At 70.2% G+C, this 24,616-nt stretch carries 10 protein-coding genes; 8 read left to right on the top strand and 2 right to left on the bottom strand.

The window, feature by feature from the left end; genetic code table 11:
• The first annotated feature begins 23 nt into the window (after positions 1 to 23).
• The 3 genes from ACZ63F_RS16045 to ACZ63F_RS16035 all read left to right on the top strand — a co-directional run bounded on the left by ACZ63F_RS16045 (position 24) and on the right by ACZ63F_RS16035 (position 7,009).
• The gene (locus ACZ63F_RS16045) at positions 24 to 2,096 is read left to right on the top strand and encodes a serine/threonine-protein kinase (protein ID WP_469711622.1); all 2,073 of its coding nucleotides are present in this window, start codon (positions 24 to 26) and stop codon (positions 2,094 to 2,096) included.
• 137 nt (positions 2,097 to 2,233) lie between these two features.
• Positions 2,234 to 5,095: a protein kinase gene (locus tag ACZ63F_RS16040; RefSeq protein ID WP_469711620.1), complete on the top strand. Its 2,862-nt coding sequence runs from the start codon at positions 2,234 to 2,236 to the stop codon at positions 5,093 to 5,095.
• Between the two features lie 222 nt (positions 5,096 to 5,317).
• On the top strand, positions 5,318 to 7,009 hold the full coding sequence (locus ACZ63F_RS16035; protein ID WP_469711618.1) for a serine/threonine-protein kinase: 1,692 nt from the start codon (positions 5,318 to 5,320) through the stop codon (positions 7,007 to 7,009).
• Between the two features lie 16 nt (positions 7,010 to 7,025).
• On the opposite strand, the gene ACZ63F_RS16030 is transcribed toward ACZ63F_RS16035, so the two are convergent.
• Positions 7,026 to 7,403, bottom strand: a complete 378-nt coding sequence (locus ACZ63F_RS16030; protein WP_469711616.1) for a hypothetical protein — start codon at positions 7,401 to 7,403, stop codon at positions 7,026 to 7,028.
• A gap of 163 nt (positions 7,404 to 7,566) precedes the next feature.
• On the opposite strand from ACZ63F_RS16030, the gene ACZ63F_RS16025 reads away from it, so the two are divergent.
• Entirely contained in the window at positions 7,567 to 9,183 is a 1,617-nt protein-coding gene (locus tag ACZ63F_RS16025) for a serine/threonine-protein kinase (RefSeq protein WP_469711614.1), read from the top strand.
• Positions 9,184 to 9,193: 10 nt separating this feature from the next.
• On the opposite strand, the gene ACZ63F_RS16020 is transcribed toward ACZ63F_RS16025, so the two are convergent.
• Positions 9,194 to 11,089 (bottom strand): glycosyltransferase family 2 protein, encoded by a 1,896-nt coding sequence (locus ACZ63F_RS16020; RefSeq protein WP_469711611.1) that lies wholly within the window; start codon positions 11,087 to 11,089, stop codon positions 9,194 to 9,196.
• Positions 11,090 to 11,637: 548 nt separating this feature from the next.
• Between ACZ63F_RS16020 and ACZ63F_RS16015 the strand changes: the two genes are divergently transcribed.
• From ACZ63F_RS16015 to ACZ63F_RS16000, 4 genes are all read left to right on the top strand, one after another.
• Positions 11,638 to 13,155, top strand: coding sequence for a VCBS repeat-containing protein (locus ACZ63F_RS16015; RefSeq protein ID WP_469711609.1), 1,518 nt, complete (start codon positions 11,638 to 11,640; stop codon positions 13,153 to 13,155).
• A gap of 32 nt (positions 13,156 to 13,187) precedes the next feature.
• Positions 13,188 to 16,808 (top strand): LamG-like jellyroll fold domain-containing protein, encoded by a 3,621-nt coding sequence (locus tag ACZ63F_RS16010; RefSeq protein ID WP_469711607.1) that lies wholly within the window; start codon positions 13,188 to 13,190, stop codon positions 16,806 to 16,808.
• 92 nt (positions 16,809 to 16,900) lie between these two features.
• Positions 16,901 to 23,809, top strand: a complete 6,909-nt coding sequence (locus ACZ63F_RS16005) for a polymorphic toxin-type HINT domain-containing protein (protein WP_469711604.1) — start codon at positions 16,901 to 16,903, stop codon at positions 23,807 to 23,809.
• 3 nt (positions 23,810 to 23,812) lie between these two features.
• A complete protein-coding gene (locus tag ACZ63F_RS16000; protein ID WP_469711602.1) occupies positions 23,813 to 24,355 on the top strand; it encodes an imm11 family protein in 543 nt (180 codons plus the stop codon).
• Positions 24,356 to 24,616 lie beyond the last annotated feature (261 nt).

Raw genomic sequence — 24,616 nt, 5'->3', positions numbered from 1 at the left:
GGGCGGGTTGCATGAGGGGACGCATGTCGGAGGCGGAGCGGGCGGGGACTTCTCGTCAGGAGACTCGTCAGGACAACAGTGAGCGTCTTCTCGCCGGGCGGTACCGGCTGGGAGGAGTGCTCGGCCGCGGCGGCATGGGCACGGTGTGGCGGGCCGAGGACGAGACCCTCGGCCGGACGGTGGCCGTCAAGGAGCTGCGGTTCCCGTCGAACATCGACGAGGAGGAGAAGCGGCGCCTGATCACGCGCACCCTGCGCGAGGCCAAGGCGATTGCCCGAATCCGCAACAACAGCGCGGTGACGGTCTTCGACGTGGTCGAGGAGGACGACCGGCCCTGGATCGTGATGGAGCTGGTCGAGGGCAAGTCGCTGGCCGAGGTCATCCGTGAGGACGGCCTGCTGGAGCCGAAACGGGCGGCCGAGGTCGGGCTGGCGATCCTGGACGTGCTGCGGTCGGCACACCGCGAGGGCATCCTGCACCGGGACGTGAAGCCGTCCAACGTGCTGATCTCCGAGAGCGACGGCCGGGTCGTGCTCACCGACTTCGGCATCGCCCAGGTCGAGGGCGACCCGTCCATCACCTCCACCGGCATGCTCGTCGGCGCCCCCTCCTACATCTCCCCGGAGCGGGCCCGCGGTCACAAGCCCGGCCCGGCGGCCGACCTGTGGTCGCTCGGCGGTCTGCTGTACGCGGCGGTCGAGGGCGCACCGCCGTACGACAAGGGGTCGGCGATCGCCACCCTGACGGCCGTGATGACCGAGCAGCTGGAGGAGCCCAAGAACGCGGGACCGCTGAGGGACGTCATCTACGGGCTGCTCACCAAGGATCCGGCCAAGCGCCTGGACGACGCGGGCGCGCGGGCGATGCTCACCGCGGTCATCAACGCCCCGGAGGCGGTGCCCGCTGACGCCACCCGGGTCGTACCGCTGCCTCCGCAGCCCGAGGCGCCGCAGCAGGAGAAGGGCGCCGGGGCCAAGCGGGGTGAGGAGGCCGGGGAGAAGCTGCGCGGGGCGCTGCGGTCGGTGCGGAAGGCCGCGGGGGCGGCGAGCGCCGCTGCCGCCATCCGGACGAAGAACGCCGGCGCGGGCGCCGAGGCGGGCGCGGGCGCGGCACCCGCGGCCCCGGTCGTGACCGGTTCGCCCTCGGGACCGGTCGGGGATGCGCGTCCGGCCGCCCGTGGTGGGTCCGGCGCGGCCACCGCACCGGCGGGGAGCAAGCAGACGGCCGGCAAGGCGAGCTCGGGGTGGCCCGTGATGCCGCCGCCGGATCTGGACCTGGCGCCCCGGCCCGTGCCCAGGGCGCCGCTCACCGACGTGGTGCCGAAGCGCACCCTGGTGATCATCGCCGTGGTGGTGGTGCTCGCGGTACTCGGTACCGTGCTCGCCGTCGTGCTGAACGGCGACGACGGGGACGGCAAGGGCAGCGGCAAGAGTGGCGGTTCCAAGGCGGTGGCGTCCGCGGGGGCGAGCGCGAGCAGTGGTTCCGGTTCGGGTGCGAAGTCCGGTTCCGGGGGCGACTCCACCAAGCAGGACACGAGTGGCGGCACGCGGACGGACGGGGACGCCTCGGCGGCCGGCGCCTCCGGGAGCGGTGGCTCGGGCGACTCCGGCGACGACTCGTCCTCGGCGTCGAACTCCAGTGGCAGCGACACCGACGGTGCCGGCGCGCCGGTGGTGAAGAAGTACAGCGGCGGCCAGGGGTACTCGATCGGGCTGCCCAAGGGCTGGAAGTTCCAGACCAGCAGTTCCGCCGGGGACCGGTTCACCGGGCCCGACGGTCAGAAGCTGCTGATCGCCTGGACGAGCACGCCCAAGGACGATCCGGTCGCGGACTGGAAGAACCAGGAGCGTTACATGGTGCGCTCCCAGTACCAGAAGATCCGCATAGCCGAGGTGAGCTACCGCGGCTGGAACACGGCCGACTGGGAGTTCACGTACGTCGACGGCGGCACCAAGTACCACACGGTCGACCGGGGGTTCGTCGTCAGCTCCCAGCAGGGGTACGCGCTGATGTACACCGCGAAGGCCGACGACTGGAGCAGTGAGCTGCGCAGGGACACCTGGAAGACGCTGACGGCGTCCTTCGAGCCCCGGTGACAAATTCGCATCCCCACAATGAGACTTGCCTCCGGCACGTATCGTGAGTGGTTGCGGACCGTACGCATCCAGGTATGCATGCAGAACGGGCCGCGAAACGAACGGATTTGACCAGCCGGGCGGCCGGGGGAGGCAACGTGGACGACTACGCGGGTCGGGTGCTCGCCGACCGCTACCGCCTGCCGTTGCCCCCCGCCGACGAGTACGAACACACCGAGACCCGGGCCTTCGACACCTACAGCGGGCAGGAAGTGTTCGTCCGCCAGGTGCCCTTGCCGGAGGTCGTCGAGGCGGAGGTGCTGGACGCCGAGGGGTTGCCGGACGGTTTCACTGCGCGTGACCGCGGCGCGCGTCGGCCGCCGACGGCACGCACCGCGACACGCCGGCCCAGCGACCCGGTGGTGCGGCGCGCCGTCGAGGCCGCGCAGGCCGCCGCCCGGATCCCCGATCATCCCCGGCTCGACCAGGTATTCGACGTGTTCGCCGAGGGCGGTTCGCTCTGGATCGTCAGCGAGTCGGTCGCCGCGCGGTCGCTGGCGGCGGTGCTGGCGGAGCAGCCGCTGAGCCCGTACCGGGCGGCCGAGGTCGCCTCCGACGTGCTGATGGCGCTGCGGGTGCTGCACGCCCACGGCTGGGTGCACCGCAACATCACCGCCCGCACGGTCCTCGTCTGCGACGACGGCCGGGTGATGCTGACCGGCCTCGCGGCGGGTGCGGCGGAGGAGGCGCTGTGCGGGTACGACCCGGTGCCGGCGCCCGAGGGCGAGGGCGGCGAGGGCGGTGCGCCGGCCGACGGGCGCCGGTGGGTCGGTGTGGCGGAAGGTTCCGCCACGCCCGGCGACCCGCCTGGCCCGTTCGGTCCAGCCGGTCCATCTGGTCCATCTGGTCCGTCCGGCCCTGACGCGTCGCCCGGTTCGCGCGTTTCGGGCGGTTCCGGCGGCTCGGGGGTCGTCCCTGTCGGGGGCATCGGGAGCATCGGTGGTGCGTCCGGTGGTACGGGCGGCGCGCAGCAGGCGCTCGGCGCGCCGGAGACCGATCCCGAGGCCGCCCGTCGCGCCGCGATCCAGGCGCGGGCCGCCGGCGGGCTGCCGGGGGCCGGTCCGGACGAGGGCACCGGCGGCACCGGTCCGGGCGGCAGCGGTACGGGCGGCGCCGGTACGGGTGCCGTGGAGCGGCGGGCACTGGAGACCGGCTCGGACATCCGGGCGGCGCGGGCCGGCGCGATCGCCGCGTACCGGGCGGGAGCCAGGGCCGCCGCCCGGGTCCACGAGGCCCAGCAGAACGGTCGCGCCGCGCTGCCCGGTGCCCGGCCGCCCGCCGAGGGCGACACCGCGGCGCCCGCGCCGCAGCCGCCGTACGGTCCGGGGCACGCCAACGGGGCGGCTCAGCAGCCGTATGCCAACGGCGTGGCGCAACCGCCGTACGCGAACGGGCAGGCGCAGGTGCCGGGCGGGGAGCAGCGGGCCGCCGGTGCCATGCCACCCGGCCGGATCGCGGACCCGTACGGGGTGCGCGGCGCGCCGTCGCCCTGGCACGGTGCCGCACCCCGCCCCCGCCCCGGCACGCCCCCGGCGGTGGCCCCCGGCCAGGAACGCACCGCGCTCCCGACGGCCGGACCCGGCGCGGGCACGCCCCTGACCGGCGCCGAACTCCCCGGCGGCCAGGGCCAGGCGCCCGCCGTCGTACCCGCGCAGGGTGCCGGACCCGCCGCCGCCCGCTGGGGCGAGCCCGGTGCCGCCGTTCCCGGACGGCGAGGGCCCGGCACCGCGCTGGCCGCCGAGCGGGCGCGGCAGGTGCGGATGACCGTCGTGGGGCCGGTGACCGAGCGCTGGGCACCGGAGCAGGCGGTCCCCGTGCACGAGAACTGGCAACTGGCGGCCCCCATCGGCCCGGCCACCGACCTGTGGGCGCTCGGTGCGCTGCTGTTCAGGTCGGTGCAGGGACACGCGCCGTACCCGGAGGAGTCCACGGCCGAGCTGGTGCAGCTGGTGTGCTCGGAGCCGCCCGCCTTCGCGGAGGAGTGCGGGCCGCTCAGGCCGGTCGTGGAGTCGCTGCTGCGTCAGGACCCGACCGAGCGGCTGGACTTCGAGGAGCTGCGCGGCTGGCTGCGCTCGCTGGTGCGGTCCGCGCCCGAGCCGGACGCCGGCGCCCATGTCGTCGCCGCCCCGCCCGTCGACCCGCGGCGGCTGCCGATCGTCCGGCGCCGCGGCGAACTGGTGCGCAGGCGCAAGGCAGGGCTCCCCGCGACGCACGGCCGGCACAAGCGGGCCCGGGAGGAGGCCAGGTCCCCGCGCCGGCTGGGCCGCACCCTGCTTCTGCTGGTCCTGCTCCTGCTGGCCGCGGCGGTCGCGTACGCCATGCTGTTCCTGCCGAAGAAGGACACCGGGGCCGAGGGCGGCCCGGCGGCCGGCGACCGGACGGGCACGGCAGGCGGGGCGAGTCCCGCGCCGAGCCACGACCGGACGACCACGCCGACACCGACCCCCACGCCGGCCCCGTCCACCGAGACGCAGACCACCGCCGGTTCGACCGGCGGCGCCACGGTCGCCGACGGGTTCACCCTGCGCGACGACCCGAACGGCTTCCGGATCGCCGTGGCCAAGGGCTGGAGCCGTTCCCCGAAGAACGGCAGCGGCCAGGTGATCTACTCGCACGGGAAGTTCGAGCTGATCGTCGTGGCCGGCCGGGACAGTGCGGCGACCTACGGCGGCGACCCGATGGTGTACCAGCGGGACAAGGAGCCGGAGCTGCAGCCCTACCGGGACTCCAGCTGGGCCACCGCGGGCGGGCTGCGAACCATCACGGTCGGGCAGCAGGTGTCGGCCGAGGGCCAGTTCACCTGGACGGACGGCCAGGAGGGCGACCTGTTCGTGCGCAACATGGTCTTCCTGATCAACGGCCGGTACCACATCGTGCAGGTGCGCGGCCCGGAGGCCGACCGGGACGAGGTCACCACGCTGTACGAACAGGCGTCGTCGACGTACCGGTACACGGGCTGAGACGCAGCGGCAGCCGCAGACGTACCAGGGGGCGGGCCGGACGCAAGTCGACGCGTCTCCGGGGCGGTTGGTTCCCGTTCCGGTGGGGGGATTTCGTTCACATCCGCCGGCGGAAGCGAGAACCGTCACAGTGCTGTCTCCGTGGGACCCCCCTTGTTCCCTGACCGGGGAGCGGTCCTTAGTCTGACCCTGACAAGAGCATTGCGGGGCAACGTGAATCAGATGCAGGGCCTGCTCATCGCGGGCCGCTACCGGCTGGCCGACATCATCGGCAGCGGCGGCATGGGCCGGGTGTGGCGCGCCCATGACGAAGTGCTGCACCGGGCTGTCGCCATCAAGGAGTTGACGGCCGCGCTCTACGTCTCCGAGAGCGACCAGGCCATCCTGCTGGCCCGCACCCGGGCGGAGGCCAGGGCCGCCGCGCGCATCAACCACTCCGCCGTCGTCACCGTCCACGACGTACTCGAACACGACGGCCGCCCGTGGATCGTCATGGAGCTGGTCGAGGGCCACTCGCTGGCCGACGCGGTCAAGGAACAGGGGCGCATCGAGCCGCGGGAGGCCGCCCGGATCGGGCTGTGGGTGCTGCGCGCGCTGCGCGCCGCGCACAGCGCCGGGGTGCTGCACCGGGACGTCAAGCCGGGCAACGTCCTGATCGGCCGTGACGGCCGGGTCCTCCTCACCGACTTCGGCATCGCCCAGATCGAGGGCGACACGACGATCACCCGTACCGGGGAAGTGGTCGGATCCGTCGACTACCTCGCGCCGGAGCGGGTGCGCGGGCACGATCCGGGGCCGTCCTCCGACCTGTGGGCGCTGGGCGCGACGCTGTACACGGCGGTGGAGGGGCGCTCGCCGTTCCGCCGTACCTCGCCGTTGACCACCATGCAGGCGGTCGTCGAGGACGAGGCCGCCCAGTTGCACGGCGCGGGTGCGCTGGAGCCGGTCATCACGGCCCTGCTGCGCAAGGAACCGGCCGAGCGGCCGAGCCCCGAGGAGACCGAGCAGCTGCTCGCCGAGGCGGCGGAGGGCAGGCGGCCGAGCGGGGCACAGAAGTACGTGCCGACGCAGTCGCATGCCGGTGGGATCTGGCGGGACTCCGGCGGTTCGCACGGCGAGGCGTACGACGGCTCGCGGGGCGGGGAGTACGGGAACTCGTACGGCGGGCAGCGCCCCCCGGGGGGATCCACCACCTCGCCGACGGCCGTCGCCGCGCCGTCCGCCCCCGTTGCCGCCCAGCCCAGGCGACGCCGGCTGCGCACGCTCGCACTCGTCGTCACCTTGGCCGCGCTGCTCGGTGGTGGCGCGGCCGTCGTCCTGCAGAAGTGGGACTTCGGACAGCAGCAGGACGGCACCGGCAGTGTGATCGCCCCGGCCACGTCAGGTTCCACCTCGTCGGGCGGCGCGACCGTGGCACCGGGCGGCACGATTCCCGCGGGCTGGAAGAAGTACGACGATCCCGTGGGCTTCACGCTGTACCTGCCCGCGGGCTGGAAGCGCTCGGTGTCCATCAAGAAGACGAACGGTCTGGAGCAGATCGACTACTCGCCCGACGGGGGCACGCACCTCGTACGCGTCGCTGTCGACACTTCACCCGACTACAGCAACGCGTACGACCACATGCGCAACCTCGAAGGGCTGCTCAGACAACGGCTGGTGGACTACAAGACGGTGAGTCTGAAGGAGGACACGTACCGCGATCTGCCGAGCTCCCGCTGGGAGTACACGTGGACCGCGCTGCCGAAGGACGCGAAGGTGCCGGGGCCGTACCGGGCCGTCGACGTCGGCTACTTCACCAGCGACGGCGTCGAGTACGCGATCTACACGGCCTCACCGATTGACGACTGGGCCACCACCAGCAAGCGGTTCACCTTCGTTCTCCAGGGCTGGCGGGAGGGCGGAGCAAAGCCGTGAGAGCGTCAAGCGACCTTCAGGCCCAGTCCGCGCAGGTGAGCCCGCTGACGATCTTGTCCCCTTCCCAGACCGCCACGTGCACACCGACCTCGCGGAGCCAATTGTCGGTGTCCGACGCGTGAGTACTGAAGGTGAGAGTCGATCCGTTTCCGTCGTATTCGTAGTGCCAGGGCCGGCCCTTGAGGTTCTCGCCACCGTTGGAGGAGATGAGCTGAATGCCCACGTAATTGTTCGACCAGTTGGAGAACGTGAGGCTCCCCTTGGCGCCGGTCGTGGAGCATGATGCTCCGCCACTCGCCGCGCTGGCGTCGGTCACGGTGGTCGTGGCGAATATCGCCGCCGCCGCGACATTCGTGACGGTAGGCGCTTCACATGGCAGCGTGGTTCCGGCCACCCGCTTTCCTTGCTCAGGGCTTATGTCCGGATGATTTGCCGCGCCCTGTATCCATTTCAGAACTCGATGTGGCTGAGAACGATCGCCTCTGAAGTGTTCGCGGCGGCGCACTTGGCCGGTCACCGCGCCGGAAGGGGGGCGTCCGGTGCGGCATCATGGGGCCATGGGGACCGACGGGGACGCCGTCCGTCTGATCGCGGGGCGTTATCGCCTGCAGGCGCGGCTCGGGCGGGGCGGGATGGGTGTCGTGTGGCGCGCGGCCGACCAGTTGCTGGGGCGGCAGGTCGCCGTCAAGGAGCTCACCGTCGACGACTCCCTCCCGGACGACGACGCCCGGCTGCGCCGCGAACGCACGCTGCGCGAGGCGCAGGCCGTCGCCCAGTTGCACCACCCGCACATCATCGTCGTGCACGACGTCGTCGAGGACGGCGGACGGCCCTACATCGTCATGGAGTTGATCGAGGGCGGTTCGCTCGCCGACCGGATCTCGCGGAGCGGGCCGGTGGACGTGGGCGAGGCCGCACGGATCGGGATCGCCCTGCTGAGCGCGGTGCGGACGGCGCACGGAGCCGGAGTGCTGCACCGGGACATCAAGCCGGCGAACGTGCTCGTGGAGGCGGCCACCGGGCGTGTCGTGCTCACCGACTTCGGCATCGCCCAGGTCGCGGGCGCCACCACGCTCACCGAGACCGGTTCCTTCGTCGGCTCGCCCGAGTACACCGCGCCCGAGCGGATGTCGGGCGGCCGGTCGGGACCGGCGTCCGACCTGTGGTCGCTGGGCGCGCTGCTGTGCGCGGCGCTCAGCGGCGAGTCGCCGTTCCGGCGCGACTCGCTCGGCGGGATCCTGCACGCCGTGGTCTCCGACGAGATCCGGCCACCGGCCCAGGCCGAGCCGCTGCTGCCGGTCGTACGGGGGCTCCTTGAGCGGGATCCCGAGCGCCGGCTGGGTGCGGCGGAGGCCGAGCTGATGCTGCGCGGGTTCCTGGAGACGGGGGCCGTGACGGGCGCCGGTGGCGTGGCGCGGAGCGCGGGCGTCGCGTCGTACACGCCGACCCAGCGGGACGTCCCGTCGCCGCCGCCTCCGGAACCCGCCGTGCCGCCCCGGTCGTCCACCCGTGGGGTGCTGGTCGCCGCGCTGCTGGTCGCCGCGATGGCAGGGGCGGGCGTGTCGGCGGCCACGCTGCTGTTCCACGGCGACGGGGGCGGCACCGCCCCGGGCCCCGGAGGCACCACGGCCGTCTCCGCCTCGCACCAAACGCCCCCCTCGGCCCCGGCCACCACGCCGTCCCCGTCCCCGACCGCTCCGGCCGCCCCGCCCCCCACCACCCACTCCCGCACCGCGCCCTCCGGCTACCGCCTCGCGCGGGACCCGGCCGGCTTCTCCCTCGCCGTCCCGGAGGGCTTCACCCGCGACCCGCAGGGCGAGCGTGTCTTCTACATGTCGCCGGGGCAGACCTTCCGGCTCGGCATCAGGCTCTCCGAGACGCAGACCGGCGGACCGGACGGGGTGATGCGGCGCGCGGCGGCCGAGGGGCCGAGCACGAACCCCGGCTACCACGACGGCCGGGTCACCGACACCACCCATTCCGGACACCCCGCCGCCTTCTGGGAGTTCACCTGGAAGGGCTTCAGCGCGGCGGAGGGTCCCCGGCACACCTACGACCTCTGCTGGGAGGAGGACGGCCTGCTGTACGACGTGTGGGTGTCGGCGCCGGTCGGGAAGGTGCGGGAGGCGCGGGAGTACTTCGACGTCGCCGTCGACACGTTCACGGCCACGTGAGAGGGGGCCGCTACCGGCTGCGCCGGACCAGGTCCACGAGACGGCGGGCGGTGCCGGGGCGGTAGGCCGGGCCCTCCAGCCGTACCAGGGCACCGTTGCGGACGACCGCGTACGCGACCGGTGCCGGCGCCTTCGGGAGGGTGACCGGGTGCCGTCCGGACGGCAGTTGCAGACGGGCCGGCAGGCGCAGGTGCACCACACCGGCGTCGGGGGCCAGCTCGGCGTTCACCGACAACGTGGCAACCGAGACCTTGACGGGGGCCGGGGCGGTGGACGCGGCCGCCGCCACGTACGGCAACGGGAGCGAGTGCCTGCCGTGCGCGGAGTTCGCGGCGGCGGCCTCGGCGGTGTCGAGGCCGAGCTTGCGCAGGCGGGGCCCCACATCGAGGGTGAGCTGCGCCCGACCCGCCGTCCAGTACGGGAGGGCGAGCCGGCCGCCGGTGAGTGCGGGGGCGGCGGCCGGGGTGTTCTCCGGGCCGGCGCCGGTCATGCGGACCATGCGGTCGATGCCGAGCAGGTGGACGAACGCCCACACCTCGTGCGGCCCGCGCTCCAGCGGCCGGCCGCCGGCCAGCCGCTCCGGATCCAGGGTCAGGCGCCCGGACGCGACGAGCCGGGACCGGCCTTCCCCGAGCGGTTCCAGCCGTACCTCCAGGTCGCCCTCCGGGTACCACCAGTCCTCCCGGTCGCGGTCCTTGACGACCAGTTCGGCGTAGGCGAGCCGGAACGGGTCACGGACCTCCCAGCCGTCCTCGGTCCCCGGCACCCCGCCCAGCAGTTCCGGGTCGAGCCAGTGCTTCCCGTCCCGCTGGACGAGGACCAGGGGCTCGCCGTCGCCTCGTACCAGGCTCAGCCCGACGTCGGCGACCAGGCGGCCGTCCTCCCACCGGGGTTGGCCGAGTTCGCCGCGAGCCTGCACCTCGCGGACGTGCTCCGCGAACGCGACCGCGCCGTCGAAGTCGCCGCGTTCGAGGAGTTGGGCTCGCACGCCTGACACCGCAGGCAGACCCTCCCGTACGGCGGCCGGGAACTCCTCCAGGGCCACCTTCCGGGCAGCGTCGAAGCGGGGTCGCTGCTGGGCGGGGTCCTCGCGCAGGATCTCGGGCTCGCGAGCGCGGGAGAGGACCTCCACGTGGTAGTAGCGGTGCAGCAGGCGGTTCTGGAGGGCGTCGACGTCGTCGGACGGCGTGGTGCCGTCCTTGATCTGGCGGACGATGGTGCGCACGTTGGGCCAGAACCCGTGCCGGGGGTTGAAGCGGTGCTGGGTGTTGTTGCCGCCGTCGTCCCGCTTCAGCCAGTAGTAGCAGGGGTAGTCGGCGAGGATCGAGATGCGTTCCGCTTTCAGGTAGGCGGCGCTGACGAAGAGCAGGTCCTCCATGATCCACGGACCCTCCGGGAACCGCAGACCGTGTTCTTCGACGAAGGCGCGCCGGAACATCTTGTGCGGAGACATGCTCTGCATCAGCTCGTCGTTCTCGATGGTGCAGACGTCCACCGTGTGCCGGAACACGCGCCGAGGCCGCACCATCGTGCTGGACATCTTGCCCAGGACCACGTCGGCGTCGTTCCGCTTCGCGTGCTCGTAGAGCCGTTCCAGGGCTTCGGGTCCGAGCTTGTCGTCGTGGTCGACGAACTGGACGTACTCGCCCTTGGCGTGCCGCAGGCCGAGGTTGCGGGGAGCGCCGGGCCAGCCCGAGTTGGGCCGGGTGTGCACCTGGACGTTCGAGTGCTCGGCGGCGATCTTCTCCAGCCGGGACAGCGTGTCGTCCGTCGACCCGTCGTCGACGTAGATCACCTCGTACTCGTCGGCCGGCAGGCTCTGCCCCACCAACGACGGTGCGCACTCGTCGACGTACTTGCCGGTGTTGTAGACGGGGACGATGACGCTGACCTTGATTCTCGACATTCCCCGGATTTTACCTGCCTGGCCAGGCGTTGACCGACCGTTTGCGGAGAGGGTGGCCGATGCGGGCGCGGGATTCGATAACCGAAAAAGAGGGCCGATCGTTCTGCCGAATTATCGGAAGGCCGACAGGTGTAATTGCCTCGTCGGATCGCGGCGCTGAATAACGATAAAAGAGGTCATGGCGTTTGCGCACATGAAGGCTCTTCTGTTCATGAACGTATCACGACCGTTCCGGAGCCGTCATGTGAATATCCTGTGAAGTGCCATGGGGGCGCGCCAAGTTGATGCGCGAATGCTGCATCTTTTGTCCGTTTTTACCGCCCGAAGTCCTCTTCTTGTTCGTTGCGGCGCGAAAGGCAAAGATGGTGACACTCTGTGTGGTTGCTGTGTGCAGCCGGTTTTTCGAACGGCCTTGACGGTCTTTATTCGACTCGTATTTAGTCTCCTCTTACGTCATTCATGGGGTGGTCTTACCTGGGCTCGCCCGACGGGACAACGAGGGGTGGAGTGTGCGTACGCGTACACATCTGGCGGGGAAATTGGTCGCTTTGGCCGGCCTTCTCCTGGCCGCGACGGGGGGCGTGACGCTGACCTCGCCGGAGGCGGCCGCCGCCACATGCACGGCGGGGACGACGAGCGACTTCAATGGCGACGGGGTGCAGGACACGGTGATCGCGGACCCGGGCGCCACGGTGAACGGGGCCAAGCGTGCCGGTCTCGTGCGGGTGATCCTGGGCGGGGGCAAGGGCGTCTCGGAGATCTCGCAGGCGATCAGCGGCATGGACGCGACGCCCGAGGCCGGCGACGGCTTCGGCACGTCCTACGCCGCCTACGACGCCGACGGCGACGGCTGCAGCGACCTGGTGGTCGGCGCGCCGTACGAGGACGTCGTCAAGGACGGCAAGAACCTTGTGGACGCCGGGGCGATCTACATCATCCACGGCACGCCCACCGGTGTCGGGGCGGGCTCCAGGATCGAGGGCTACTCGCAGGCGGGGTTCAACCCCACCTCGGCGACCGAGGCCTACGACTGGTTCGGCTACGCGTTGAAGGCGGGCACGACGGCGAGCGGCGCTCCGTACCTGGTCATTGGTGTCCCGGGTGAGGGGGTCACCGTGAGCGGTACGACGTATCCCCACGCCGGTTGCATCGAATACGCCCAGGGCAGCACCAAGCTCGCACTCAGTCAGGATTCCCCGGGGGTGTCGGGAGTTCCCGAGGAGGAGGACCGTTTCGGCTCCTCGCTGGCCGGGACCAACCGCTACTTCGCCGTGGGCTCTCCGGGCGAGGCCATCGGGGACGAGGCCTTCGCGGGAGGCGTCGCCGTGTTCAGCCACACGCTCGCGAACGGGATGCCCACCCCGCTCCTCGGCCTTGACCAGGACAGCACCGGGATTCCCGGAGTGGCGGAGTCCGGCGACCGCTTCGGCACCTCGATCTCCATGACCGGCTACCGGCCGAGCGACCAGACGTACAACTCCGACGTTCTGCTCGCCATCGGGATGCCGGGCGAGGACGTCGGAACCCTGGCGGACGCTGGTGGTGTCGCGGTCGTACGTGTCCAGCCATCCGGTGCCTACTCCCTGGTCACGGCGATGGACGGCAGTACGGCGGACCTCGAGGGCGATGCCGTCGCCGGTGACTTCATGGGCCAGCGGGTGGCGATCGCCAACACCGACACCAGCGTCGTGACCACCTCGGCCACGGTCCGCCTCGCCGTCGGCGAGCCCGGCAAGGACACCGCGACGGTCAAGGATGCGGGAGCCGTCCACATCTTCAGGCCGCTCGACTCGGCCATCGGCGCGGCCGACAAGGAGCTCACCCGGGGCTCGGGGCTGCCGGGCACGGCGACGGCCCGTGACTACACGGGCATTGGGCTCATTGCGGGCAGCACCAACCTCTACGTGGGCGTGCCCTACAGCAAGGAACCGGCCACCTCGAAGGGCGTCGCGTACGTCCTGCCGTGGTCCGACATCGACGGCACCACCAGCACGGGAACCACCGTCCACGTGCCCGGTTCGGGCGGCCTGCCCGACGCGGGCTCGACGTTCGGGGTGATCGGGTGAACGGCCGGCACGGGAGCAGAGAGCACCGCACCATGAAGATCCGCAGAAGACCCGGCCGCCGCCCCCTCGTCGCGGCCGCCGCCGTGGCGGCCCTGCTGACGACCGGTCTGAGCGTCGTCCCCGCCCCGGCCGCCGAGCAGACGTCGGCCGCCGCCAAGGACACCGCCGCCGACAGCGGCTCGTCGCTCTCCCCGGCCGCCGCCCAGACCAGGGCGAAGAAGTCCGGCAAGGCCGTCGAGATCCAGAGCCTGCGCGACGAACGCAGCACCACCGTCGCCAACCCGGACGGCACGTTCACCGTCAGCGAGTACGTCCAGCCCGTCCGCACCCGCGTCGACGGCAAGTGGACGGACATCGACACCACGCTGGTCAGGCGGAAGAACGGCACCCTCGCCCCGAAGGCGGCGCTGACCGCCATGTCCTTCTCCGGCGGCGGTGACACCACCTTCGCCGAGATCGAGAAGGACGGCCGCTCCGTCTCCCTGGACTGGCCGGACAAGCTGCCGAGGCCGAAGATCGACGGCTCCACCGCCACGTACCCGAACGTCCTGGACGGCGTCGACCTCAAGGTCACCGCCAGCGCCGAGGGCTTCTCGCACGTGCTGGTCGTCAAGAACGCGAAGGCGGCGGCCGACCCGGAGCTGGCGAAGCTGCGCCTGCCGCTCGACACCACCGCGGTGAAGCTGACGGAGACCGGCGACGGCGGGCTGACCGCCACCGACACCGGCTCGGGCGGCGCGGTCTTCGAGGCGCCGCAGCCGGTGATGTGGGACTCCAGCCACGCGGCGAAGGACGACGCGCCCGCCGCCGACGAGAACACCCAGACGCCCCCCGAGGGCGCCCGGGTCGCCGACGTCGGCGTCGACGTCTCCGCGGACACGATGACGCTCACCCCCGACACGGACCTGCTCACCGACGCCGGCACCGTCTACCCGGTCTACATCGACCCGGTCGTCAAGACCGCCACCAACACGGCCTGGACCATGGTGTCCTCGCACTACTCGGGCACCTCCTTCTGGAAGTTCGACGACGACGAAGGCGTCGGCCTGTGCCCCTCCGACGTGTCGGTGCGGTGCAGCAGCTCGTCGGACGTGAAGCGGCAGTTCTTCGCGATCCCGACCGGCACCTTCGCGGGCAAGGACATCGTCAGCGCCGAGTTCGCGGTGACGCAGGTGTTCACCTACAGCTCCAGCGCCCGTGCGGTGCAGCTCGCCCGGGTCAACAGCACCGGCGCGAGCGCGATCAGCTCGAAGACCGACTGGGACAACCAGCCGGCCTCCAAGGCCACCCTCGGCACCGACTCGTCCACGGCCAACGCCGGTACGTGCACCTCGACGAACCAGAACGTCCGCTTCGACGTGAAGAGCACCATCCAGACCGCGGCCGACAAGAGCTGGGACACCACCACGTTCCGCCTCAAGGCGGCCAGTGAGTCGGACACCTCGTACTGGAAGCGCTTCTGCGGCAACGCGCACCTCGAAGTGACCTACAACCGGCCGCCCCTGGAGCCCGTCCAGGACGACCTGCAGATGAAGCCGGGCGGCACCTGCGAGTACGGCGCGGCCACCGAGCACTACGTGACCGAGGCCCCGCGGGTCTCCGCCGTGATCCGGGACTACGACCACGGCGACATCGGCTCCAACACCGAGACACTCCAGGCCCAGTTCAAGGTCTGGTGGACGGACTCCGCCGGCAACACGGTCACGCACTACGCCACGACGGCCAAGAAGACCACCGTCGACTCCAGCTGGAGCGACCAGACCGGTGTGGCCACGTTCTTCTACACCATCGGCAGCGACGTCGCGGGTGACGGCGAGGCCGGGTTCACCGTCCCGTCGAACACCACGGTCGCCTGGGCGGTCCGCGGCTACGACCAGCAGTCGTACGGTGCCTGGTCGACCGACGGCGACCAGACCCGCTGCGAGTTCATCTACGACACCAGCAAGCCCAAGTCGGCCGCGATCACCTCGGCCCAGTACCCCGACGACGAGGCGTGGCACCCGGGCGTCGGCGACTACGGCGACTTCACCATGGACTCGCCGTCCACCGACGTCACCAAGTACACCTACTACGTCACCGGCCCGCAGGCCGACAGCACGAAGAAGACGGTGGCCCCCGACTCCACCGGCGGACCGGCGACCATCCGCTGGATGCCGCCCAGCGAGGGCACCTACGTCCTGCACGTGACCGCGGTCGACGGCGCCGGCAACGCGCAGAAGACGCCGACCGTGCACGTCTTCCTGGTCAGCGACGGCCGCGCGCCGGTCGCCGCCTGGACCCTCGGTGACGCCAAGGGCGCCACGAAGGCGGCCGGGAGCAGCACCACCCCCGCCGCGACCCCCGGTTCCGGAGTGGCCTTCGGCGCGGCCGGCCCGCTCGGCTCCACCGACACCGCCGCCTCCTTCGACGGCACCGACAACGCCTACCTCGACTCGGGCACCGCCTCCGTCGACACCGGCAGGTCCTTCTCGGTGAGCGCCTGGGTGATGCTGCCGACGCTGCCCACCCAGAACATGACCGTCGTCAGCCAGGACGGCACCGCCCAGGCCGGCTTCGAGCTGGGCTACGACAAGGACACCGCCTCCTGGACCTTCCGCATCCCGGTCAGCGACATGGAGACGCTGGGCACCTGGAAGGTCTCCGGCGCCACGGCGGTCGTGGGCAGCTGGACGCACCTGATCGGCGTGTACGACGCCGAGCTCGGCAAGCTGATGCTGTACGTCAACGGTGTCCTCGTCGCCGACGACGTGCAGGCCCGGCACACCGTGTGGACCGCGACCGGTGCCGTGCAGATCGGCCGCCGGCTCGACCTGGACGGCTACACCAGCAACCTCAAGGGCAGTGTCGCGGACGTCAAACTGCACGACCGGGTCATCCCGCCCACCGAGGGCCAGGAGCTCGGCGGCATCCAGCCGCACCAGCTGGCCTACTGGCAGCTGGACGAGGCGACGAACGGCGTCTCCCCGGAGAACGGCGGCGGCACCGGCCTGACCCTCGGCGGCGGCGCGTCCATCTACGTGCCGGACGAGTCCTGCGACCCCGAGGCCGACCCGGACTGCACCGCGCCGGCCGCGCCGCTGTGGGGCGACGGGCACCTGGCGCTCGACGGTGTCCGCGGCTACGCCACCCGCGCGGCGGCCGGACCGCTCACCGCGCAGGACAGCTTCACCCTGACGGCACGGGCCCGGCTGGCCTCGGCGAGCCCGGCGACGGACGAGACGGTGCTGTCGCTGTCCGGTGCCAACGGGTCCGCGATCAAGGTCAGGTACCAGACCTCCAGCCGCCACTGGCAGCTGGTGGTGACCGACGCGGACTCGGTCGCCCCGGTGACGACCACTCTCCTCGACTCCGCCGACCCGCCGAGTTCCGAGGGCGACGGCGACCACCTCGCACTGGTCTACAACGCGGTCTTCGGCGATGTCCTGCTGTACGTCAACGGCACCGCCGTGGCCGACGCCTCCTGGGACAACACCTGGGACTTCAGCACGACGAGTCTCCAGATCGGACGCGCGCTGACCGGGACGACGGCGGGTGAGTACTTCTCCGGAGCCGTGGACGAGGTGCGCATGTACCAGGGTCCGCTGGACGCCTCGCTGGTGGCGACCGTCGCGGTCCTGCCGGGCGGCTCCAGCATCGACGAGACCTCGGCGTAGCAGATCCCTTCGACCGGGCGGGCGGCCACTGTGCCGCCCGCCCTTCTCGGCATGCGTGCCACCCCCGATAACCCCTACTTCTAGGAGAGTTGATGTCATCTCCTCCCTGGTACCGGTCGGTACGACCGGCCTGGCGGAGTGGTCGCAGACGGGCCGCGGTGGTCCTCGGACTGGCGCTGTCCATAGGGCTGCTCCCGCAGTACGCCCCCGCGGCCACCGCCACCGACGGCGGCCTGACCAGGCCGAAGACCCGGACGACCCTCGACGACCCGGTGCGCGGCAAGAACGCCACCGCGAAGTCCTTCAAGAAGACCGACGGAGCCAGGAAGGCTGCGGTCAAGCACGCCGACAAGGCGCACTGGCCCGCGGCCGGGGCGGCCGAGGTCGAGCTCACCGGCAAGGCGGCCAAGGCCAAGGGCCTGCCGCTCACGGCGAAGGCGGCCGGTGGCACGAAGGGCCCCGAGTCCGTCCGGCTCGAGGTCCTCGGCCGCAAGGCCGCCCAGTCGGCGGGCGTGGACGGCGTGCTGTTCACCGTCGCCCGCACCGACGGCGCCGCTGCCAAAGGCCCGGCCCAGGTCACCCTGGACTACTCGGACTTCGCCGACGCCTACGGCGGTGACTACAGCTCCCGGCTGCGGCTGGCCACCTACCCGGCCTGTGTGCTGACCACGCCGCAGAAGAGGGCCTGTTCGACACCGACGTACCTGAAGACCGCCAACAACGCGGCGAAGCAGACGCTGACCGCGACCGTCCAGGCGGCCGGTGACACATCCGGCCCGTCCAGCCAGCTTCTTGAAGCGGATGCGAGCACGTCCTCCGCCACCGTGGTCGCGGCCACGTCCGGCAGCAGTGGCGACGGCGGCGACTACAAGGCGACGAGTCTCGCCCCGTCCTCGCAGTGGGGTGTGGACACCTCGTCGGGCGCGTTCACCTGGAACTACCCGATGACGACGCCACCGGTCCCCGGTGGTATGCAGCCGACCGTCGGTCTGAGCTACAACTCCCAGTCCATCGACGGCCAGACGGCGACCACCAACAACCAGGGCTCGTGGACCGGCCAGGGCTTCACCTACGAGCCGGGCTACATCGAGCGCAGCTACAAGCCCTGCGCCGACGACGGCCATGACGCCACCAACGGCGACGAGTGCTGGGCGTTCGACAACGCCACGCTCTCCCTCACCGGCGGCACCTCCGGTCAGTTGATCAAGGACGACACGACCGGTCAGTGGCGGGTCAGCTCCGACGACAACTCCAAGGTCGAGCACCTGACCGGCGCCGGAAACGGTGACAACAACGGCGAGTACTGGAAGATCACCACCGCCGACGGAACCCAGTACTACTTCGGTCTCAACCACCTCACCGGCTACGCGAGCGGCAACGAGGAGACCAACTCCACCTGGACCGTCCCGGTCTACGGCGACGACTCCGGCGAGCCCTGCTACAACGCGACGTTCGCCGACGCGTACTGCACGCAGGCCTGGCGCTGGAACCTGGACTACGTCGTCGACCCGCACGGCAACGCCATGTCGTACTACTACGGCACGGAGACGAACTACTACACCCAGGGCCTGAAGACCACGGAGAACGGTAAGGCCTACATCCGTGGCGGCTACCTCAAGCGCATCGACTACGGCCAGCGCGACGGCTCGGTGTACTCCACCAAGCCTGCCGCCCAGGTCCTCTTCACCACCGCCGAGCGCTGCATCGGTTCCCTGACGGACTGCTCGGCCGACGCGCTCACGGACTCCACGGCAGCCGACTGGCCGGACGTCCCCTGGGACCAGAACTGCAAGGCCGGCACCAAGTGCCCCGGCCAGAACTCACCGACGTTCTGGACCCGCAAGAAGCTCACGAAGATCACCACACAGATCCGCACCGGTGACTCGACCTACACCCCGGTCGACGCGTGGAGCCTCACCCACGTCTTCACCGACAACGGCGACGGCTCCAAGTCGCTCTGGCTGAGCAAGATCGACCACACCGGCAAGGTCGGCACCGACGCCTCGGTCCCGTCCGTCGAGCTGTACGGCAGCCAGCTTCCCAACCGCGTCGACACGACCGGCGACAACCTCCAGCCGTTCTACCGCTTCCGGCTGGCCGCGGTGAAGAACGAGTCCGGCGGCACGCTCAGCGTCAACTACGCCGCCAACCAGTGCACGACCGGCAACGTCCCGGCCGAGGACTCCTCGACGGTGCGCTGCTTCCCGGTGAGGTGGAACCCGCCCGGGGCGAGCGACCCCGTCGTCGACTGGTTCCACAAATACGTCGTCGCCTCGGTCGTCCAGACCGATCTCACCGGCGACAGCGCCGACCAGGTCACCTCGTACACCTACCTCGGCGACGCGGGCTGGCGGAAGACGCCGGCCGACGGCATCACCAAGTCCGAGTACCGGACGTGGGGCGACTGGCGCGGCTACGGCAAGGTGCGCGTCGTCACCTCGGACGGCACCAACTCCGCCTCCAACACCAAGACCGAGCACACCTTCTTCCGTGGCCTCGACGGTGACGTGGACAAGGACGGCAAAACCCGCTCGGTGACGGTCACCGACTCCAACGGCGTCTCCTACGACGACTCCGACTGGAAGGCCGGCCAGGAGCTGGAGACGATCACCTACAACGGCTCGGACGTCACCGAGAAGTCGGTGACGGTGCCGTGGACCGCGGTGACCGCGACCCAGACGGAGTCCTTCGGCACCCGCAGGGCCCGCTACGTCTCGACCGGCTCGACCGACACGTACACCGCGCTCGCGGTGGGCGGCTGGCGGCACACCAAGTCGACGACCACCTACGACGGCACGACCGGCCGCGCGACGATGGTCGACGACGACGGCGAGGTCGGCGTCGCCGACAACCAGTGCACCCGCACCGAGTACGCGGACAGCGCGAACCTGCACCTGTACTCGTACGTCTCCCGGGTCGAGAAGGTCGGCGTCGACTGTGCCTCGACCCCCGACCGTTCCAAGGACGTCATCTCCGACGACCTGACCTACTACGACGGTTCGACGACGCTGGGCGCCGCCCCCACCAAGGGCGACGCCACGACCACCAAGCGCCTGCTCTCGCACGACGGCACGACGGCGACGTACCAGACGACCGCCGTGACGACGTACGACGGCTACGGCCGCCCGTTGGTGGTGAAGGACGCGCAGACCGCCTCGTCCTCGACGGCCTACACGTCCTCGACCGCCTACACCGACACCTACGGCCTGGCGACCAAGTCGACGGTCACCAACCGCCTCGGCTGGACGACCTCCACCGAGTACGCGCCGGCCTGGGGCCTGCCGACCGCCAAGGTGGACATGAACGGCAAGCGCACCGACCTCGCCTACGACGGCCTCGGCCGCCTGGTGTCGGTGTGGCTTCCTGACCGCCCCAAGGCGTCGAACTTCACGCCGTCCATGAAGTACGAGTACCTGGTGCGCGCCGACGCCGGACCGACCGCCGTGCACACGCAGAAGATCCAGGCCGACGGATCGACGTACGGCAGCGAATGGTCGCTGTACGACGGCTGGCTGCGGCCCCGTCAGGAGCAGACACAGGGCGCGGACGGCGGCCGTATGGTCGCCGACACGCTGTACGACGGCTCCGGCCGTGTGCGGCAGGTCAACGACACCTACTACACCTCGGGTGCCCCGTCCGCCACGCTCTTCGAGCCGGTCAACGCCGACCTCGACGCGCAGACGGTCACCGAGTACGACGGCGCGGGCCGTACCACGGCCTCGATCTTCAAGGTCCAGGGTACGGAGAAGTACCGCACGAGCTACACCTACGGCGGCGACCGCGTCACGACCACGCCGCCCAGCGGCGGCACGAAGACGACGGCCGTCACTGACGCCCGGGACAACACGGTCACCCAGATCGAGTACCCGACCGACGGCAACGCCGTCATCACGTCCTACGGCTACAACGCCGCCGGTCTGCTGACGGGCGTGACGGACGACAAGAGCAACAAGTGGTCCTACACGTATGACCAGTTGGGCCGCAAGAAGACGGCCGTCGACCCTGACACCGGTTCGTCGTCGTACACGTACGACGAACTGGACCGGCAGACCTCGGTCACCGTCAACGGCGACAAGACGTCCACCGTCTACGACGAACTGGGCCGTGCGGTGTCGACCTGGCAGGGCGAGGCGACGACCGGCACCAGGCTCTCCGTCACCAAGTACGACACGGTGGCCAAGGGCGAGCTGTACGGCACCTACACCTACAAGGACGGCGCGGTCTACTCGTCGGTAACCTACCCGGTCCTCGACGAGACCAACGACTACAAGCCGACTTCGACGAGGTACTACCTTTCCAAGACGGCCGAGCCGCAGCTGGGCGGCACGTACGAGTACACCACCCAGTACAACCGGGACGGCACGCTCCAGGGCGAGGGCCTGCCGGCGGCGGGCGACCTGTCCGCCGAGGCGCTGTCCTACGTCTACGACGACCTCCAGCGTCCGGTCGGCGTCAACACTTCGCTCGGAGGCCTGAGTTACGTTACCGACGCGTCCTACTCCCCGACGTCGAACCTCGAACAGATCGAGCTCTACACGGGCGAGTCGACGGCGAAGAAGACGTGGATCACCAACACCTACGAGGCGGGCACCGACCGGCTGACCAACTCGCGGGTGGACGTTGAGGGCGCGTCCAGTGTCGCCTACGACGCCGACTACACGTACGACGCCGGCGGCAACATCCTGTCCATCGCGGACACGCCGACGGGTGGAACGTCGGACGTCCAGTGCTTCACGTACGACGGTCTGCAGCGGCTGAAGCAGACGTGGACGTCGTCGGTGACGCCGAACGGCGCGAAGGGCACGGGCAGCACGGACACGGCCTGCGCCGCGGGCGCCTCCTCGTCCACGGTCGGTGGTGTCTCTCCCTACTGGACGGAGTACGGCTACGACTCGATCGGCAACCGCACGAGCGAGGTGCGGCACGGGCTGAACGGGGCCGCCACGTCGAGCCGTTCGTACAAGTACGGCGAAGCGGGCTCCGGCCCGAACGGCGCCGCCTCCGGCGCGCACACGGTGTCATCGGTGACGGAAACCACCACGGCGACGAGCACCACGCCGCAGGTCACCTCCCGGGACACGTACACCTACGACGCGTCCGGCAACACCAAGACGCGTGTCCTGGGCGGCGACACCCAGTCGCTGGACTGGGACAAGCAGGGCGAGCTGACCACGGTCACGAACGCCGACGGGGCGGTGACGTCGTACAAGTACGACGCGGACGGTGAACGGCTCATCCGGGACACCTCCACCGAGAAGACGTTCTACCTCCCAGGTATGGAGTTGCACTACGACAAGTCCACGGCCAAGGTGACCGCGACCCGGTACTACACCTTCGCCGACGCCACGGTCGCGATGCGGGAGGCGGACGGCGTCCACTTCCTCGCCTCGGACCATCAGGGCACGGCGGAGCTGGCGGTCGATGCGAAGACGGGTTCGACGACTCGCCGCCGCACGGACCCGTTCGGCAACGAGAGGGACGAGTCGTCGTCCTCCTCGACGAGCTGGGTGAACGACAAGGGCTTCGTCGGCGGCACGATCCAGCAGTCCACGGGCCTGACGACGCTGGGCGCCCGCGAGTACGACTCGGACACGGGCCGTTTCATCTCGGCGGACCCGGTCGTCGACTACAACGACCCACAGCAGATCAACGGTTACGCGTACGCCAACAACAGCCCGGTCACCAACAGCGATGCGTCGGGCCTGCGTCTGGCGGACTGTGTGGGCGGCTGGAACGAGTGCGGCCCCGGCCCCTCCACCCACCGTGGCGCGGTCGACACCCGGGACAACGGCGGTTCGGGCAGCACGGGCAGCGGTACGACAGCCACCCCGGCGCAGGCGAAGGCGGACGAGGCCCGGGCGAAGGAGGACTCCGCCAAGCAGCGCGCGATCGCCATCGCCAAGGAGCTCGGCAAGATCATCGCCGACGAACTGGGTATCACGGACGCGCTGGACTGCTTCACGACCGGGAGCCTGGGCTCGTGCGGGGCGACCGCGGCGAACGTCGTCACGTCGTTCATCGGCGGCGGCCCGCTCGGCAAGCTGGTCTCGAAGTACTGGTACCGCGTCGACAAGGCGTACGCCCTGGGCAAGCGGATCGTCGGGCTCGGCAAGAAGCTGTGGAACACCTTCAAGGACTGGAGAAAGAGCGAGAAGGCGGCCACGGCCGCTGAAGAGGCGGCCGAGACCGCAGAAAAGGTCTGCAACAGTTTCACGCCCGACACGCGGGTTGTGATGGCCGACGGCACCGCCAAGAGGATCAAGGACGTCGACATCGGCGACAAGGTCCTCGCCACCGACCCGAAAACCGGTGAAACCAGAACCGAAACGGTTACCGCCCAGATCACAGGCAAGGGACTCAAGCACCTCGTCAAGGTCACTGTCGACGTCGACGGCAAGAAGGGTTCCAAGACGGCGTCCGTCACCGCGACCGACGGGCATCCGTTCTGGGTCGCCGGGCTCGGCGCGTGGGTCAAGGCGACCGACCTGCACGGCGGCGACCGGTTGCGGACCAGCACGGGAAGCCTCGTGCAGATCACCGCTGTCCGGCGCTGGACGGTTGTGCAGGCCACGGTCCACAACCTCACGGTCGCGGACCTGCACACGTATTATGTGCTGACCGGCTCCATCCCCGTCCTGGTGCACAACTGCAACAGCGCGAAGCTGGGAAGGAACCTGGAGAAGGCCGGGGAAGCCAAGCCGGACGGCGTGTCCGCTCAGGCCCATCACATGATCCCCTGCGGTTGTGCCAAGGTGAAGGCGGCCTGGCAGATCCTGAAGAAGCACGGAATCGACATCGACTCGGCAGAGAACGGCGTATGGATGAGTCACCAGGGGCACCGCGGAACCTTTGTGCACTCCTACTACGCCTATATCAATGACGAAGTCCAGGCGGCCGACGCCAGAGGCGGAAAACAGGCGGTCCTCGACTTCATGTCGGAGTTGAAAACGCAGCTCAGCGGCGTGGACCAGTACGCCAGATATGAAAGGTACGGTAAATAGGTAGTGGCCTATCTGGCAGAACTCGACATGGACGAGTATGGATGTGTCGACGCGGACGACTCCCGGTTCCCGTTCAGTGTCGTCGAGCACGATTGGGATACGCCGTATCCGCCTGTCGGTGCAGTCTTCCAGTTCGAGTGGGAGCCGGGGAGCGCGAAGCGCAAGCCCGATGTGTTCTGGTATCCCCAGATGAGGGACTGGGTCTGCAGTGAGCGGGCCTACGACGTGCTGGTCCGGTGTGCCGGTTCCGACATTCACAAGATCGCCGACGGCGTGCTGGACGGAGAGCCCGTTTTTCTGGTGCAGGCGCCGAACGTGCTCGACGTCGTGGATCGGGACGCATCCGTCATCGACAAGTACGAGACCTACGAGGCGCTGCGCTTTCCGGCATTTCGGGCGTATGCGGCCGATGAGGTCGCGTCGCGAGTGTTCCGGGTGCCCGGTGGTATCACCATGGTGTTCGTGGGTGATCTCGTCAAAAGCGCGCTTGAGGGCGCCGGAGTCGAAGGGTTCCGTTTTGTCTCCGTCGACTGGGCGGAATCCTGAAAGGCTGAACGGCTGGCTGTGGTAGACGCAGTGGCCGACAAGGCGCAGAAGGCCCTCCGGATGACTCCGGAGGGCCTGGCCCTTTTGGGGCAGATCGAAAAGGGGCGATGGTCCGGACTCGGGTGACATGAAGGGAGTGGCATCGTGAGCGCGACCGTGTATTCCTGTGCTCTGTGTTTCGGAGATGTCGCCGAAACCGACCCCGAGTTGCTTCGGCTCACCGTCTCAAACCGCCTCACGGAGGCTCAGCAGGAGCTGTTC

The sequence above is a fragment of the Streptomyces sp. NPDC104761 genome, from assembly GCF_055583445.1.
This window is presented reverse-complemented; position numbering and strand designations above follow the sequence as displayed.

Excerpts from the sequence above, each read along its gene's own strand:
- ACZ63F_RS16025 (WP_469711614.1), top strand. The coding sequence starts at position 7,567 with ATGGGGACCGACGGGGACGCCGTCCGTCTGATCGCGGGGCGTTATCGC.
- ACZ63F_RS16005 (WP_469711604.1), top strand. The coding sequence starts at position 16,901 with ATGTCATCTCCTCCCTGGTACCGGTCGGTACGACCGGCCTGGCGGAGT.
- ACZ63F_RS16035 (WP_469711618.1), top strand. The coding sequence starts at position 5,318 with ATGCAGGGCCTGCTCATCGCGGGCCGCTACCGGCTGGCCGACATCATC.
- ACZ63F_RS16045 (WP_469711622.1), top strand. The coding sequence starts at position 24 with ATGTCGGAGGCGGAGCGGGCGGGGACTTCTCGTCAGGAGACTCGTCAG.
- ACZ63F_RS16010 (WP_469711607.1), top strand. The coding sequence starts at position 13,188 with ATGAAGATCCGCAGAAGACCCGGCCGCCGCCCCCTCGTCGCGGCCGCC.
- ACZ63F_RS16020 (WP_469711611.1), bottom strand. The coding sequence starts at position 11,089 with ATGTCGAGAATCAAGGTCAGCGTCATCGTCCCCGTCTACAACACCGGC.